The sequence below is a fragment of the Vibrio fortis genome (assembly GCF_000695685.1).
GTDB classification, from domain to species: domain Bacteria; phylum Pseudomonadota; class Gammaproteobacteria; order Enterobacterales; family Vibrionaceae; genus Vibrio; species Vibrio fortis_A.
Genome location: NZ_JFFR01000002.1, coordinates 746,049 through 760,178 on the forward strand (window position 1 = coordinate 746,049; position 14,130 = coordinate 760,178).

Annotated in this window: 17 protein-coding genes and 1 tRNA gene; 7 read left to right on the forward strand and 11 right to left on the reverse strand. The window is 42.8% G+C overall.

Annotation, left to right across the window (positions count from 1 at the left end; genetic code table 11):
- Positions 1 to 19 precede the first annotated feature (19 nt).
- The 3 genes from VFDL14_RS25005 to VFDL14_RS19435 all read right to left on the reverse strand — a co-directional run bounded on the left by VFDL14_RS25005 (position 20) and on the right by VFDL14_RS19435 (position 1,098).
- Positions 20 to 142, reverse strand: a complete 123-nt coding sequence (locus tag VFDL14_RS25005) for a hypothetical protein (protein WP_255201256.1) — start codon at positions 140 to 142, stop codon at positions 20 to 22.
- 133 nt (positions 143 to 275) lie between these two features.
- Complete coding sequence (locus VFDL14_RS19440; RefSeq protein WP_084181817.1) at positions 276 to 482, reverse strand: AlpA family transcriptional regulator; 207 nt, start codon at positions 480 to 482, stop codon at positions 276 to 278.
- Between the two features lie 178 nt (positions 483 to 660).
- A complete protein-coding gene (locus VFDL14_RS19435; RefSeq protein ID WP_032549382.1) occupies positions 661 to 1,098 on the reverse strand; it encodes an RNase H family protein in 438 nt (145 codons plus the stop codon).
- 234 nt (positions 1,099 to 1,332) lie between these two features.
- On the opposite strand from VFDL14_RS19435, the gene radC reads away from it, so the two are divergent.
- The 5 genes from radC to VFDL14_RS19410 all read left to right on the forward strand — a co-directional run bounded on the left by radC (position 1,333) and on the right by VFDL14_RS19410 (position 4,060).
- On the forward strand, positions 1,333 to 1,809 hold the full coding sequence (gene radC, locus VFDL14_RS19430; RefSeq protein ID WP_032549383.1) for a RadC family protein: 477 nt from the start codon (positions 1,333 to 1,335) through the stop codon (positions 1,807 to 1,809).
- Positions 1,806 to 2,231, forward strand: coding sequence for a DUF2787 family protein (locus VFDL14_RS19425; RefSeq protein ID WP_032549384.1), 426 nt, complete (start codon positions 1,806 to 1,808; stop codon positions 2,229 to 2,231). The genes radC and VFDL14_RS19425 overlap by 4 nt, the downstream gene beginning before the upstream one ends.
- Positions 2,232 to 2,257: 26 nt before the next feature.
- Positions 2,258 to 2,686 (forward strand): DUF2787 family protein, encoded by a 429-nt coding sequence (locus VFDL14_RS19420; RefSeq protein WP_032549385.1) that lies wholly within the window; start codon positions 2,258 to 2,260, stop codon positions 2,684 to 2,686.
- 211 nt (positions 2,687 to 2,897) lie between these two features.
- Entirely contained in the window at positions 2,898 to 3,458 is a 561-nt protein-coding gene (locus VFDL14_RS19415; RefSeq protein WP_032549387.1) for a tyrosine-type recombinase/integrase, read from the forward strand.
- A 101-nt stretch (positions 3,459 to 3,559) separates the two neighbouring features.
- The gene (locus VFDL14_RS19410; protein WP_032549388.1) at positions 3,560 to 4,060 is read left to right on the forward strand and encodes a lecithin retinol acyltransferase family protein; all 501 of its coding nucleotides are present in this window, start codon (positions 3,560 to 3,562) and stop codon (positions 4,058 to 4,060) included.
- A 54-nt stretch (positions 4,061 to 4,114) separates the two neighbouring features.
- On the opposite strand, the gene VFDL14_RS19405 is transcribed toward VFDL14_RS19410, so the two are convergent.
- Together VFDL14_RS19405 and VFDL14_RS19400 are read right to left on the reverse strand one after the other, a co-directional pair.
- The gene (locus VFDL14_RS19405) at positions 4,115 to 4,777 is read right to left on the reverse strand and encodes an inovirus Gp2 family protein (protein WP_032549390.1); all 663 of its coding nucleotides are present in this window, start codon (positions 4,775 to 4,777) and stop codon (positions 4,115 to 4,117) included.
- 216 nt (positions 4,778 to 4,993) lie between these two features.
- The gene (locus VFDL14_RS19400; RefSeq protein ID WP_032549391.1) at positions 4,994 to 6,019 is read right to left on the reverse strand and encodes a hypothetical protein; all 1,026 of its coding nucleotides are present in this window, start codon (positions 6,017 to 6,019) and stop codon (positions 4,994 to 4,996) included.
- Between the two features lie 111 nt (positions 6,020 to 6,130).
- On the opposite strand from VFDL14_RS19400, the gene VFDL14_RS19395 reads away from it, so the two are divergent.
- A complete protein-coding gene (locus VFDL14_RS19395; RefSeq protein ID WP_032549392.1) occupies positions 6,131 to 6,721 on the forward strand; it encodes a hypothetical protein in 591 nt (196 codons plus the stop codon).
- A 242-nt stretch (positions 6,722 to 6,963) separates the two neighbouring features.
- Here VFDL14_RS19395 and VFDL14_RS23815 read toward each other — a convergent pair whose 3' ends face one another.
- The 5 genes from VFDL14_RS23815 to VFDL14_RS19375 all read right to left on the reverse strand — a co-directional run bounded on the left by VFDL14_RS23815 (position 6,964) and on the right by VFDL14_RS19375 (position 12,158).
- Positions 6,964 to 7,155, reverse strand: coding sequence for a helix-turn-helix transcriptional regulator (locus VFDL14_RS23815; protein ID WP_032549393.1), 192 nt, complete (start codon positions 7,153 to 7,155; stop codon positions 6,964 to 6,966).
- 116 nt (positions 7,156 to 7,271) lie between these two features.
- Complete coding sequence (locus VFDL14_RS0122920) at positions 7,272 to 8,504, reverse strand: tyrosine-type recombinase/integrase (protein ID WP_032549395.1); 1,233 nt, start codon at positions 8,502 to 8,504, stop codon at positions 7,272 to 7,274.
- A 312-nt stretch (positions 8,505 to 8,816) separates the two neighbouring features.
- Positions 8,817 to 8,904, reverse strand: a tRNA-Ser gene (locus VFDL14_RS19385).
- Between the two features lie 154 nt (positions 8,905 to 9,058).
- On the reverse strand, positions 9,059 to 9,508 hold the full coding sequence (locus VFDL14_RS19380) for an L-alanine exporter AlaE (protein ID WP_032549397.1): 450 nt from the start codon (positions 9,506 to 9,508) through the stop codon (positions 9,059 to 9,061).
- A gap of 247 nt (positions 9,509 to 9,755) precedes the next feature.
- Positions 9,756 to 12,158 (reverse strand): ATP-binding protein, encoded by a 2,403-nt coding sequence (locus VFDL14_RS19375; protein WP_032549398.1) that lies wholly within the window; start codon positions 12,156 to 12,158, stop codon positions 9,756 to 9,758.
- A gap of 171 nt (positions 12,159 to 12,329) precedes the next feature.
- Between VFDL14_RS19375 and VFDL14_RS19370 the strand changes: the two genes are divergently transcribed.
- The gene (locus VFDL14_RS19370; RefSeq protein ID WP_032549399.1) at positions 12,330 to 12,899 is read left to right on the forward strand and encodes a YecA family protein; all 570 of its coding nucleotides are present in this window, start codon (positions 12,330 to 12,332) and stop codon (positions 12,897 to 12,899) included.
- 108 nt (positions 12,900 to 13,007) lie between these two features.
- Here VFDL14_RS19370 and VFDL14_RS19365 read toward each other — a convergent pair whose 3' ends face one another.
- Complete coding sequence (locus tag VFDL14_RS19365) at positions 13,008 to 14,054, reverse strand: potassium channel protein (protein ID WP_032549401.1); 1,047 nt, start codon at positions 14,052 to 14,054, stop codon at positions 13,008 to 13,010.
- Positions 14,055 to 14,130 lie beyond the last annotated feature (76 nt).

Sequence of the window (14,130 nt, forward strand, 5' to 3'; positions counted from 1 at the left end):
GCCCTCTCCTATATTCTAGTTATCCTTTCTTGGGAGCCGCTACTCCTCGTCCGCCACCTGATTTATTTCCTGTTGTTGACGGCCAGTTTCCTCCTGGACCAGGGTGGCTTGATGGACCGCGATTACCTTTACTTTTTGTCATAATGTATCTCCTTTGATTAGAACTGCACAATTGCAGTACATCTCAAAGACTATCCTCTAGGACATAATTCAAATACCTGCTTTTTAGCGACGTGTTCTTCAAGTAACAATATTATCTAGCGGTAAGTGGCCAATTAACGCCCCATCAAGCACTCCTCCATCCATTCATCTACCTCACCTTCCACCCAAGCTACGGCCCTATCCCCCAAACTGATGGATTTTGGAAACTCACCATCATTCATTTTTCGGTAAATCGCTGAACGGCTTAATGCTGTTTTTTCCATTACTTCTTTTAGTTTTAGAAATCTCATGGGACGTCCTCCTATGTTGTGTGTTCCCATGGGATTGACTGACACATAGAAAAATACCGTTTTTATCTCCAACCATTTGCCTACCGAGTTTTGCAGTTTAAGTGAGCCAACTAGTTTTCAATCATCAAACACATCCAAAGGCATTAACATTCGATGACCGCATAAAAGGAACCACTTGCTGGCAGCACCAGCAAGTGATTCATTATCATTACAACTGCCCATTCACCGCTGCGAGAGCGTACCTATAAGCGGCGTCTTTTCCTGCGGAACAGGCCGCGACCTTTCTCACCTCAACTTGCTTATCTGCACTTCGTTTATCCACTAGCTCCCAAAGGGCTTGATGAGTTATCGGTTTTTTATTTGCTTTACGCCAATTTCTACGTTTCCAGCCATCTAACCACTCATTAAAGCCTGAAACGCAATAGTCACTGTTGGAATAAATAATGTCGCCATCACTGGCACACTTTAGTCCAAACGCAAGTGCTGATAACTCTAAGTAATTGCGGTCTGTGATGCTGTCAAAGGTTTGCCAATCTTCATCACTGATGCTTCCGTCATCATCAAGGACAATCATTCCAACCCCACCAACAAACAATCCTCTTTGCTTGTTTTCGATGGCCGTTTCTACATAAATTTCTTTGTTCATTTTTATACTCTCCAGAGACTAAAAAGCCGATACATCCTTTGCACCAGCCAATTGTGTTGATTGTTCATTCGTCGCTTAATTACGATTGCTACATAACAACGACAAGCAAGTTATTTTTTACCTGTCCCTGAGAGCGATTACTTTCAATCCTCCATCCCTAGAAAGCTGATTTAAAGCCCTTTCAGATATATTTCATCAGTACGCATAACCAAACAGATAATCCAAGGAACTCTTATGCGTAACTCCAACAACAAACACGATTACCCATTCAAAACTTCAGAGTTAAATGAACTGTTAGAACGTGCAGCTGAAGCACTAGCTACGAAATACAAACGAGAAGGCACCTTCACTAACCCTACCAATGTAAAAGAGTTCTTAAAGCTCAAGTTAGGGGCTCACGACCGCGAAGTATTTGCTGTGATATTTCTTGATAACCAACACCAGTTGATCAGTTTTGAAGAACTGTTCTTTGGCACCATTGATGCGGCCTCAATCTATCCACGTGAAGTACTCAAGGCTGCACTAAACCACAACGCCGCCGCAGTAGTTTTGGCTCATAACCATCCTTCAGGGATCGCTGAGCCCTCTCTAGCTGATAGGCGTATTACACAGCGGCTAGTGGATGCACTAAAGCTGGTAGATCTCCGAGTATTGGACCACATCGTTGTGGGTGAGGATTGTGTGTCATTTGCAGAAAAGGGGTGGGTATGAATAGATTCACTATTTCCGGTGTTAACGAAGAACTCGTTCGTCCCATGCATTGTTTTCTTGATGCGCTGATGTCTGAAAACATCATCCCAAACACAGTCAAGCGGATAGCGTTAAACATACGCTCTAAAGATATGAATAGCCGTTTTCAACCAATCGAAATTCAATTGGAGCGAGCATCAAGCCAAGCACCTTGGCAACTCCGCTTTATTGCCACCTTTGATGTGATAGTCACAGGTACGCCACAAAAAGAGTTATCCCTGTATTTCAACTTCGTAGGATGTTGGTTCTATCACCCAGAGATTAAACAGTGCAGCCTACAACGGCCAGAAGTACAAACCTTACTTGCTAGCTGGATCAAAGCCATCACTCATACTCTCACCACGCAACCTACAATCTCAATCAACATCACATCCGCTCATTAATCCTAACTTAATTCAAAGAGGTCCCCATGAATCAAGCTGCTAATCTGGCTATGTTCGCGTACAAGCGAGCTAAGCCTTCACATCAACTTATTGAGTTAGTCAAACGCTCTATTGGTGATGTTAATTACCGGGGAAGAATAACCATCCGTTTTCAAGACTCAAGCTACCATCCGAAAGGCGGAGGCTTTCACCCGGTCTCTATTACGGTGGAGGTCAAAGGTAGCCATATCGATCTTATGGAAATCACTGACCTTATTTATGAAGAAACAGGTACACCAGAACTCGTTCCTGACTTGGCTTTTGATTTTGCTAACGACGTCGCTTTCGCTCGTTTCAGCGGATGGCTTGGTATGTACCTGCAAGAAACAACCGAGCTATATGGGATGTGGGAGTGTAACTTTATAGCTTATGTAGAAATGAGCGCCTACGACCAAGTTCAGGTTAAGTACAGTTAATCATCACTCGTAGCAACCCTATCCACTGACCGTCCATCTCCACTTCATATCACAAACATTCAACACAACCACCCGCACAGAGCTAAAACGAGGCTGCTTCCCATATTGTTAAAACGGGAAGCTTCCATCCCTTGCTGTATAAGGGTTCTTTAATATCGTCGGCTTTGTGCTTCCCAAAACACCCTTCTACAGACAAAAAAGGAAGCAGACTATGGCTGAGGTCCAAGCAATTAAAGACGATGACACCATACGTATGGTTGGTCACTTATTAAGTATTCGTTGTCATCCACAAATGGCCGATGTGTGGCATATCGGATTAAACCTGGCACTGAGGATTTCTGATTTGTTGTCGATTAGCTTTGAAGACATTAATGGCGACCGACTCATTATTCGAGAGAGTAAAACCGGAAAGATCGCCAACATTCAGCTCAATACCAAAGCGCAGCTGCACATTGCTAGATTGAGGGAGCAACATCCCGACCACATCTACTTGTTTCAATCCCACCGATGCCAGCAGCTGAAAAACAAACCACCGCAGCCAATCACGCGACGCGCTGTGTCGATGGCGTTTCAGCAAGTAGGCCAAGAGCTGAATATCGCGTTAGGTACTCACTCGATGAGAAAGACCCGAGGTTACTTTCTCTATCAATCCACAAAAGATATAGGACGTGTCATGAAAATGCTTCGTCACACATCTGAGGGCGTCACCCTTCGATATATCGGTATCACTCAAGATGAAGTCGATCAAGATTTTGTTTCTCTTGAACTTTAAACCTAATCATTTACTCAGGGAGCGGGACCGCTAATCCCTTATAAACATTAAGCTCAGAGCCTTTTTGAGTTTCGTGATTATTACATTTGAGAGCAAATAACATGAATCCATATAACGCAATAAGCAGCTTTCTAGTCGGCAACTTATCGAAAAGTTTAATTCAAAATTTATTCTGGAAAACCAACAGCCCAATTAGGGGCAGCATTGTGTATTGCGATCTCGCATTTGGAACTGCTGAACATTCAGGTGTCTACGTAGGAAATGGACGTATCATCCATCGTAACGGTAACGGCCTTATCGAAGACGTATCAGTTAACCAGTTCCTGGCTAATACCACTGCCCTTTCGATTTACGTCAGTTGCAATGCACAAGGCAGTGCCGTTGGAAGTGAGTCTTGTGCTCAAATAGCAGAAGGCATGCTAGGCGTACAAACAGACTATTCCCTGCTAAATGAAAACTGCCATCAGTTCTGTAGCTACTGTCTAGACGGTGACATGTTCTCAAGCACTTTCACCTTAACTCAGCTTAAACGGGACGCTCATGCGTTCATTCAAGCCAGTCAGTGGCGTGTATGGGATTTAAGGCATCGCCACAAAGGATAAGGGGATTCGCTCCCCTTTATTTTTTGCTTTCTGGATAAAGACCTTGGTTCGAACCTAACGAATGCTTCGGCCTATACATCGATGACCTTCGTCATAATGCTTCGTGTCATACTTAGCAAAATAGCTAAGCCTACGAAACAAGTCTTTAAATACTTTAATAAAACCCTTGCTCTTTGGATCCAGGAGATAACAGGCATTGTCAGGGAATTGCACAAGACGGCGAATAGTACTCACATCACAATTCAATGCACTAGCCCAAGCACTGGTGATAGTCCATGCTAGAGAGCCTGAATTTGTAGTTTTGCCCAACCTTCCAAAACGGTCTTCATTCAGGAATAAGACAAAGTGATAGTGGTCGTGTGCCGATCTATCGCGCTCCCTAACCCACGCAAACCTAACAGTACAAGGGTAAACTCTTGCCCCTTTTCGGTGACATCTTCTTTCATGTGCCTTCAGTTTGGCCTTGAACGACTGAACAAATCGAGTAGCTAAATCTGTACGGTGAATACCTAAAGCTTCGTTGCCCAAAATTTCATCACGGCTAAGACAGTCAAGCAAAGCACCTTGGGGTTGACGAAGGTCGAACCTAACAACAAAAACCCGCGGGTACTCATCCATTGCATTATCCATTGGTACACGGATAACTTCTAGGTAATCGTTGTTAAGCTCATAGGATGAGCCTAATGTTGGTAATCCTTGGTAGGTAGATTTCTTCATGAGATTGATTCCTGTGTTGTTCATCTACAGGTATCTCTACTCATATATTTTTTTACCTTACTTCCTAACCTACTTGAGGTAGGTATGATTCTTCTAGATGTTCCCTACCTCATATATACTAACCATACCGTCACTTAGAATTGGCTTGTTACTCGCTCACAGACCAGCTCCAACAAGACTTCTTTCATCGCACATAGCACGAAATTCACTCTCAAGTTAGTTCGTGTTATCACACCGACTCCGACCGACATTCGAAAGCACATAACAGGTATCTTTATGCCTAAAAAAGTAAACATCAATAGGATATTCAGGCCCACTTTTCTCTATATGCTCAAGTAAAATATCTAACGCCACATCAGAAACGGATTCTATGTACCTTCTCCATAATATCTGGAGCCGTTTGTTTACTGTAATCTGATCTGTTTTGGCAATAATGCCTCTAGAACAAATTAAGTGTTTTTCTAACAACTTGCTTCGTATTAACTGGGAAACCAATTCATCAAAAAGATGGTGGACCCTCCCCGCTAATCTGTGACGATTTATCTCTTCAATATTTAGAACCGGGGTAGATTGATACTTTGTTTGGATGTTGTGTATGCAGGAGTTAAGTTCTCTGTTACTCACTAATGATCCCGCATCAAACCTCCAAAGAGCTATGTTCTTGCTTGTAAATTTTTCGGGATTCATGATGCAGATAGATGCAACTTTTTTATACAAAGAAGGAGCATTCCCACCAGGCACAAATTTGATTATGTACCCGTCATCTATAAGCTCATCTTTGTAACGACGTAGCCTCTGTACCGTCATTCCGGTGATAGAGGAGAGATGAGAAAAACTAACACGTTCAATGATGCCTAGTTCATCAGTCAAAGAAACTAATACAGCTCTAAGAAGCCGCTTCGCTAACACTTCAGCACGCTCACCTGTTAGGGCAGTTCCAATACCTAGCATTGCTAGTATTGAAATCAACTTCTCTTCAGGTTGCGCCTGAGAACTATCAAAACCGACTGGATGAGCGATAGCATACGATGACTGCTCATCGTTAAAAATCACCTTATCAGCTGCATATAAGCGAGCTACAGAGCCACGAACTGTAGACTCTTTTATCTTTAACTTTTCAGACAAAGATGCAATTGATAGGGACACATTTCTTTGTTCTCTAGTACACCAAATCCAATGTAAGTATACGACTTTGTCCTGCGGCTTAAGTCCTTTCCATGACTGGAGAATTAAACTAATCATGATTATCGCACTTCAAATATAATACCTATTAAGTTTATAGTATCATAATTTTTGACACGTCATAGCTTACATGTAAAGCTACATGTAACATTTAAATATAAAGAGAAAATAATGACTAAGGAAATGGAAGACTTTAGGTGTTGGACTGATTTTCAGAACAAGAAGATGACCAAGTGGCTGGCTGAATACTTTATTAAAAAAGGGATACCGAGAAGACTTCCGTCTGTAGACAACATAATTGCTAACCCTCTAGAACAGAGCATCTTAGAGCAAGCGGAACGTTACTTTTCCAGGACTGAAGAGCAGGCTCAAAGACAAAAAAAACTGTCGAAGATGAAGAGTTCTTGGACACAATACTGCCGAAGAAAAACAAGAGAAAGAAAAGTACATACTGTCTATGTTGATGACAAAACTCACACAGTTCTCAAGAAGGTTAAAAAGAAATATCGATTAGATAATTTAGGCCAAGCTGTAGAATCAATTATCGATGGAGCGGCACTTAAAAGAGAGATTCAAAGGCTAGAAAATGCGAATGGCTTATTACAAAAAAAGCTCAAAGACCTCCATATATTGCAGGAGAGCAACCGACAGAAAGAGATTCAGTTACGAGAAATGCATGATAAAACTGAGTCGCTAGAGCAAAGAAATCTGATGCTAACAAAAGCGCTAGATCAACTGGCTAGCTCATTAAGGTCCGAATAGTTCCAGTCAATCAGCCCCGTAACCGTTGTATATATTCGTCAAGCGTTAACTCGTAAGAAACATTGCTCTTGAGAATATAATCTACAGTCAATTTACCTTATATACTACAGACACTATTACGGGTGGTTAAAAATAGAAACAATCGCAAAAATAAAAATTAGCTCATTGATATAAAACACTTTGGATTAAAATTAACATTCAGATCCAGAATGGAGAGCATCAGCACTCCACTACATCATGCACTATCGGCTGACTACTCTATCAACCACCCAGGCTTGGACCTCAGACTCCACCCAAGCCACAGCTCTATCACCAAGTGACACCTGCTTTGGAAACTGTTGTTTTTCTATAGAGCGATACATACTAGATCTTGATAATCCAGTCATCGCGAGTACTTCATTTAGGCGGATCAAACGAATCGGTTTGTTTGGCATTATGACACCTCATCAGTAAGTAGATTTCACTCTGATGACATATGCTTGAAAAGATTTGGTATCGATGTCTACTGGCCATCAACTAGAACCGCCTCATAGCTCATACAACAAACCGATTAGTTAACCTGCTGTAAGTAACCGCCTCCGGTAACACTGTAACTTCCATAGCTTGATTTCTCGATATGCTCACTCCACCAAGCCATAAGTTCACGTCGAGATACGAGGTAATCTGTTCTATTGTAGGCTTTACGTATTTGGTTCTTGTCGGTGTGAGCAAGTGCTGCTTCAATCACATCGGCATCAAAACCTTTTTCGTTAAGAGTGGTACTAGCAAGTGCTCTCATACCGTGAGCTGTGGTCCTATCTTTAAACCCCATCCTACTCAGCGCTTTATTGGCAGTTTCTGAATCAGTGGGAACTTTGGGGTTGCGGCTCGATGGGAAAATGAATTCCCTATGACCACTAATAGGTTTTATCGCTTCGAGAATAACTAATGTTTGCATGGTTAATGGAACGACGTGCTCGCGGTTCATCTTCATACGCTCTTTAGGGATAATCCATAGTTGATTCGCCATATCTATCTCTTCCCAGCGAGCACCAGATGCCTCATTAGGGCGAACCATGGTGTGGAGTTGCCACTCAATCAAAAAGCGTGTCACATGCTGTATTTTGGCTGTAGCAACGGTACGTATGAGCTCATACATTTCATGAGGTTGCAGCGCTTTCATATGAACAACTTTGTGCTTCCTAAACACCTCACGAATGCCTGACAATGGATTAGCATGAATCACACCACTGTTCACGGCATAGTTCATGATCTCGTTCATCAATTGAGCGGTGCGTTTAACCGTTTCAAGTAAGCCTTGATTTTCTACAGGTCGTAAAGCAGCTATTGCAATAGGTGCGGTGATCTTACTTACCGGTATGGTACCAAGTTTCGGAAAGGCATAGAGTTCTAGCTTGCGCCAGTTTCCATTGAGAGTTTTCTCTTTAAGTTGCCCTTCTTTGGTCACCTTCCATTGCTCTGCGACAAGCTTGAATGTCGCGTTTTGTTCAGTGATAGCTTTGGCTTTCTGCTCTGCTTTCGCTAATTGGGGATCGATACCATCAGCCAACAACTTTCTTGCTTCGAGGGCTTTCTCTCGAGCCTCAGCGAGAGACATGTCGGGATAGGTACCAAAAGAGAGATAGGTGATTTTATCCTGACCTGGACGCTTGTAGCGAAATTGCCAAGATCGAGAGTTGCTGGGACGAACGCAGAAGTAGAGATTGCCACCGTCAGATAGTCGATAAAGCTTCTCTTTGGGTTTTGCTGTTTGGACTTGCCTCGCCGATAATTTATTCGCCATATTGATCCCTCAAGTAATACCTGAACTAAGCTGGATAGCAAGAAAATCTAGGTATTACTTATCACCAATAACTGTCTAAATTACATTGACTTATAGCTAATAACGATAGAGAAAGTGACAACAAAGTAATACCTGAATTAGTGCTCTAAAGTAATACTAGCATCAGATAGTAAGCCTGGGTATTACTTTAGGTATTACGAAAAACAAACGCTTTTGTGGAACATTATGGAACGCTACAGGATCGTAACTTATTGATTTTTATAATCTTAAGATAAGAAAAAAGACGCCCTGGGACGTCTTTAAACTTGAATATGGCGGTGAGGGAGGGATTCGAACCCTCGATACGTTTCCGTATACACACTTTCCAGGCGTGCTCCTTCGGCCACTCGGACACCTCACCAAATTTTGTTGTTAAGCTGTGTTGCTCAACGAGGCGCTACTTTATTGATTCTGCTCGCATTGGTCAAGGGGCATTGTCAAAAAAGTTACCTTAACTAGTCTGTTCGCTTACAAATTAACTCATTCGTTTGAAAACAAACCAAATATCAACAAGATTACGCTTGTTGGTAGTAACCCGGTACGCGGAACCATTTACGACACATATCCAAGAAGTAGCCATATAGCACGCCCATGCCGCACGAAATCACTGCGTTACTGGTTACTGCTGTAACGATTTGATCAGTTGAAGCACCTACCGCGAACAAGATACCTGCATAAACTGGAGACTGGAACAAAACGTACGCAACTAAATCAGACAGGTTTTTCGCCAATGAACTGTCTGAAATTTTCGCTCCGTTACGTAACACCCAGTCACGAAAAACACCGTAAGGCCATGCGATCGCAATATTCACAGGGATAGAGAGCGTTCGTGATGCAAGAGACTGTTCAAACGACATACCAGAGATAAAAATCTCAACAATCATGCCAGAGATAAAACAGAAAACTACCATAGCAAAAGTATCCGCTGCTGCGTTACGAATACAAAATGGCCCACGAGACTTCATCGCATAAAACCCAAAATATACCACTGCCAATTCAGTGATTTAGTAACATATAAAAAGGGCAATTCAACACCCAACCAGATTATGTCACTATTAAAACATAAGATTTGCAGTGATAGATTTCAAATTTAAAATAAAGTTGTAAATTTACAACCAGAATTGACAGTAAAACCAGTTACTTCAACCACAAAAACAGATCTAGCTCAATTTTCATTCAAACCGTACTTCATTTACTGTAATTTAAATACAATTATTCAACTGGAATATTAACGGTTATTGAGTTGATGAGTTCTTGTGAAGGAAAGCGCCCTTTTGAAAGCTCTTGAATGGCTTGAGTCAACAATGACGGAAGCAAAGAATCCTCCGTCGGCTCAATATGGATAAGTAGATTCTCCAACGCAAACGTTGCTAATTCTATACTTTGATCTTCAAGTGCAATGTACAGAGTCACCAAGAGCTCCTCAGTATTGTCTGGAGCTTTAATCACAGGCTCTTCATTCGACTGTGGTTGAGAGCCATGATATTGATAGAGCTTGTTAGAGAACCTAAATAGCGCATCATCAAGCTCTCGCTCATCAATGGGTTTAGCGATGATGTAATCTACCCCTGCCCCAATCATTCGTTCACGTGTCTCTTTAAAGACATCGGCAGTACACCCAAAAATAAGCACCGATGACATATCGTCAGCCAATGCACGTATCGCAGTTGTTGACTCTACGCCGTCCATCACTGGCATGTGATTATCCATCAGAATCAAATCAAAGCGCTCAGAAGCCACTGCCTGAATCGCAAGTTCACCGTTTTCAACGCTCTTACAGCTGAAGCCTTTATTGCTCATAAAGGTTTCAATGATCACCGTATTAGTGCGATTGTCTTCCACAATAAGGACTTTTAAACCTGAGTAGTTAAGCTTCGAGTGTGGTAGGCTTTCGACCTCTCCCGGTTCTGTAGGCTCAATTCTCAAGTTCACATCAAAACTGGTGCCAATCCCCTCTTCACTGGTTACTTGAATGTCTCCGTCCATTAACTCAGTGATTTTTTTCACAATCGCTAACCCAAGCCCGGTACCACCAAAACGACGCGTGGTAGAAGACTCAGCTTGTTCGAATGGATTGAAGATACGTTTTTGAGCTTCTTTAGAGATCCCAATACCGGTATCACGAACCCGAATGTTCAGGTAGGTGTTGCCATTTCGAGTAACCTCTTTGAAATAAACCTCAACAAAGCCGCGTGAGGTAAATTTCACGGCGTTATTGAGCAGGTTAAACAGAACCTGACGTAGTCGAGCTTTATCAGAGAAGTACCAACGACCAGCTGGCACTTCGGTGTAGACCTTAAATTGCAGCCCTTTCTCCGCAGACAAGGTGTAGTAGACACTGTTAATACTGCCAATCAAGGAGTCGAGTGGGAAACGGGTATTATCAAGATCTAACTTACCCTGTTCTATCTTAGAGAAGTCCAAGATCTCGTTAAGTAGCGTCATCATATGATCGCCGGATTCGTACAAACTGCGCAAATGTTTCTCTTGCTCGCTGTTTAAAGGCGTCTTGAGAAGGATTTGAGCGGTACCCAAAACCCCATTCATTGGCGTTCGTATCTCGTGAGAGAGTGTTGCTAGGAAAGCCGTTTTAGCATTGGTTGATGCTTGCGCCTTTACCTTCTCAGCTTCAAGGAATACTGTTTTTTCATTGAATGTTTTTATCAGGTAACCAATCTCATCTTGGCTCTGATAGTTAACATCTATGACGCCTCCCTCTTTGGAGCCATCGACCTTAGCTGCAATCGTGGTAATTGGGCTTATCAGATAGCGATTTAAAAGGTAGTAGCCGGCCATTACACATAAAAGCAAGAACGGTGCGATACCCCATTCAATGCTCATTACCTGCCTAAACACTTCATCGGCGACTAACAATTTGGAGTTGACGACATCGACTTGCCAATCAAACTGACCAAATTTATGGTTGCTGATATAGATGCCTTCAACCAGATTGAAATTGTGTGTCACCAATATTTGTTGGTGTTGATCACGTAAAGTAATGCCGAGGTCGTACTCTTCAGCGTGGCTCTTTATGAAGTTTAAAAGCTCGGTTAACGATAAATCCACCGTCGCGACACCCGAGAACTTACCATCCAAATAAAAAGGGGCTGAAGCCGTAATCATTTGAATGTGAGTATATGGATCTAAGTAGACATCACTCCAAGATACTGTGCCAACAGGCTTTTTTGCGACAGACGCGTACCATACCTCTTGGTGATACAGCATCGACTTAGGGTTGTTGTAAGAGAAAAGCTGGTCGATTTTTCCGTCGTCAGCTTTATTAAAGAAGTAGCTGTCTCGTTCTCGATCTGCTTCATACACATAAGGTTCTGGCCAAATACCAGCACTGATAATGGTATCGTCACTGGTTGCAAGAATCGATTTGAAATGACGAGCCAGCAATTTTGAGTCAGGTTGAGCTTGTGCAAGGCCCACTAGGCTATGTAAAAAGCCCTCTGAGCTATTAAGTGGTGCCTCAATTAATGATGAAAGGATTTCTGCCCTTAAGTCTAGGTTCTGCTGGAGCTTGGCTCGTACAGGCGATTCAACAACGAAATAAGTGACACTGCCGATGATGGCAATAAAGGTCGCTAGGTACAATCCAAGCGCAACCATGCTTTTTTTCTTAAGAGAGGAACGTATCTGCATATAGTTTTATTGTTGCTTTTTTATTTAAGCTAGCGACTATATCCAGTTACATCAAGCCTTTTTAGATTGGGTTTTGATTGCGACAGCAAGATTGGTACTATAAGCACAAATTTGTTTCACCTACTATGGTACTTCAGTTTGACACTACAAGAAATTCTTGCGCTTCCTGAGCTGGAAGGCAAACTCATCACAGAACACAAAACACTTGGCTTTGTGACTGCTATGGCAGCCGCGCCGAACGTGTTAACGCCGCACGAATGGCTTCCATTCTTATGGGGCGGTGAAGAAGTTGCTCCTTTCACTGATGGCGAACAACTAGAGAGCTATATTGAGCTTATCATTGCGCTTTGGAATGAAACTCGCCCAGCTTTAATGGAAGGTAACTGGGCTTGGCCACAAGCTTGTCAGTTAGATGAAGAAGAAGTAGTGAACGAAGCAACTCGTGATTTCTGTGAGGGCCTGCTACAAGGTTGGCAGATTGCTCGTGATGACTGGGAAACCTTGATGCCTGAAGACAGTGAAGACAACGCACTGGTTGGCGGCGTTCTGCTTTCTATCAGCATGCTTTACGATCCAGAAACGTCTATTGCGACACTAGCAGAGCAAGGCGTTGAAGGCTTGGATCAGTTTGAAGAGATCTTCAATGCTGTACCCGTTATGCTTTGTGGCTTGACGCAACGCGGTATCGCTTTGGCTGAAGCTCAATAACGAATGACATCGAGCATGCATCACGCGATGATGCAATGAACGAAAGAATGAAAGGCTTCCCATCGGAAGCCTTTTTTGATCTCGTTAACCAAGGATTACTCGGTTCCACTATTTGTTTGTAATGGTTTGCCAGTTGAACTCTGGGATTCGCTCATCCGCAATATAAAAGAGCTTTGATCCTCCACTGACTTCAACATTCAACTCAGGATTAAGCTCGATCCCCTGCCCCTCACCGTGATCTATTGCGATCAACGTCGCTTGATAACGCTCTTTGAAAACACTAAAGATAGGCGCTACCGTTGTTGTTTCTGCATTCTCTGGATAGTAAGTGGAGTATTGCGTCATGCCCCGTGTCGAGCTAAGCAACTCTTGGTGCAAAGCGCTCGAACCCGGATCTACAGCCGCTTTAGCCAACATTTCCGCGCCCACTGCCGGAATACACTCCGAGTTTGGACAGTGCTTGTGGAGCAAATCGCTTAAGGCTTCGTCTTTAAAGTAAACCAACAAGTGAGCATCAGGGTTGCGATTCGCACAGTACAGGGCTGCTGACAAAGTAATGTCATCTTCTGGATTATCAATCAGGATACAGCTTGCAGACTCTATCCCCGTCTTTTCCATCTCTTTACCATCGGTGTAGCTGTTCACTTTAACGAAGTTGATCTCTCCCGGAAGAGGGTTTTCTATATCAGAACGAGTACACAACACAATTGGGCGCTTACCAGTCTCTTCATGCTGTAACATTCTTATAAGATGTATCGTTCTTTGCTCATTCCAACCTAACATTAAAATGTGGTTTTCCACTCGAATTCTCCTTTTACCCAACAGACCTGCACGCCAATATTCAACACCCTCGGTTGCGACCTTACCGAGCAAAGCAGCAAATAAGCTGAGACCTCCGGGAATCACAAATAAAATCACTACCCACTGACCAAGCTCTGTGGTTGGTGACAAATCACCATATCCAACCGTTGAAGCCGTCACGACCAGATAGTACGCGAAGGTAGTGATTGAGGACGTGAGATCGTGCTCACCCGCAATGAACAACAATAGCCATGCCGTAAGCACATACCCTGCAAACGCCACCAACAAGTTCTTCCCGTTTAACACGAATAGATTCGCCTGAAGCCAACGCTTGAGCTGTAACCAGATAACCATCTGCACCTCAATCAAGTATTTAGTTAACTACATGCTAGGAAATTTTCGGGATATCAACAAGATATCTGGTGTAAAA

Bases quoted from the DNA above. Each gene is read 5' to 3' on its own strand.
- VFDL14_RS19395 (WP_032549392.1), top strand. From the start codon at position 6,131: ATGACTAAGGAAATGGAAGACTTTAGGTGTTGGACTGATTTTCAGAAC.
- radC (WP_032549383.1), top strand. From the start codon at position 1,333: ATGCGTAACTCCAACAACAAACACGATTACCCATTCAAAACTTCAGAG.
- VFDL14_RS23815 (WP_032549393.1), bottom strand. From the start codon at position 7,155: ATGCCAAACAAACCGATTCGTTTGATCCGCCTAAATGAAGTACTCGCG.
- VFDL14_RS19365 (WP_032549401.1), bottom strand. From the start codon at position 14,054: ATGGTTATCTGGTTACAGCTCAAGCGTTGGCTTCAGGCGAATCTATTC.
- VFDL14_RS19410 (WP_032549388.1), top strand. From the start codon at position 3,560: ATGAATCCATATAACGCAATAAGCAGCTTTCTAGTCGGCAACTTATCG.
- VFDL14_RS19435 (WP_032549382.1), bottom strand. From the start codon at position 1,098: ATGAACAAAGAAATTTATGTAGAAACGGCCATCGAAAACAAGCAAAGA.
- VFDL14_RS19375 (WP_032549398.1), bottom strand. From the start codon at position 12,158: ATGGTTGCGCTTGGATTGTACCTAGCGACCTTTATTGCCATCATCGGC.
- VFDL14_RS19415 (WP_032549387.1), top strand. From the start codon at position 2,898: ATGGCTGAGGTCCAAGCAATTAAAGACGATGACACCATACGTATGGTT.
- VFDL14_RS19440 (WP_084181817.1), bottom strand. From the start codon at position 482: ATGGGAACACACAACATAGGAGGACGTCCCATGAGATTTCTAAAACTA.
- VFDL14_RS19405 (WP_032549390.1), bottom strand. From the start codon at position 4,777: ATGAAGAAATCTACCTACCAAGGATTACCAACATTAGGCTCATCCTAT.
- VFDL14_RS19420 (WP_032549385.1), top strand. From the start codon at position 2,258: ATGAATCAAGCTGCTAATCTGGCTATGTTCGCGTACAAGCGAGCTAAG.
- VFDL14_RS0122920 (WP_032549395.1), bottom strand. From the start codon at position 8,504: ATGGCGAATAAATTATCGGCGAGGCAAGTCCAAACAGCAAAACCCAAA.
- VFDL14_RS25005 (WP_255201256.1), bottom strand. From the start codon at position 142: ATGACAAAAAGTAAAGGTAATCGCGGTCCATCAAGCCACCCTGGTCCA.
- VFDL14_RS19380 (WP_032549397.1), bottom strand. From the start codon at position 9,508: ATGAAGTCTCGTGGGCCATTTTGTATTCGTAACGCAGCAGCGGATACT.
- VFDL14_RS19425 (WP_032549384.1), top strand. From the start codon at position 1,806: ATGAATAGATTCACTATTTCCGGTGTTAACGAAGAACTCGTTCGTCCC.
- VFDL14_RS19400 (WP_032549391.1), bottom strand. From the start codon at position 6,019: ATGATTAGTTTAATTCTCCAGTCATGGAAAGGACTTAAGCCGCAGGAC.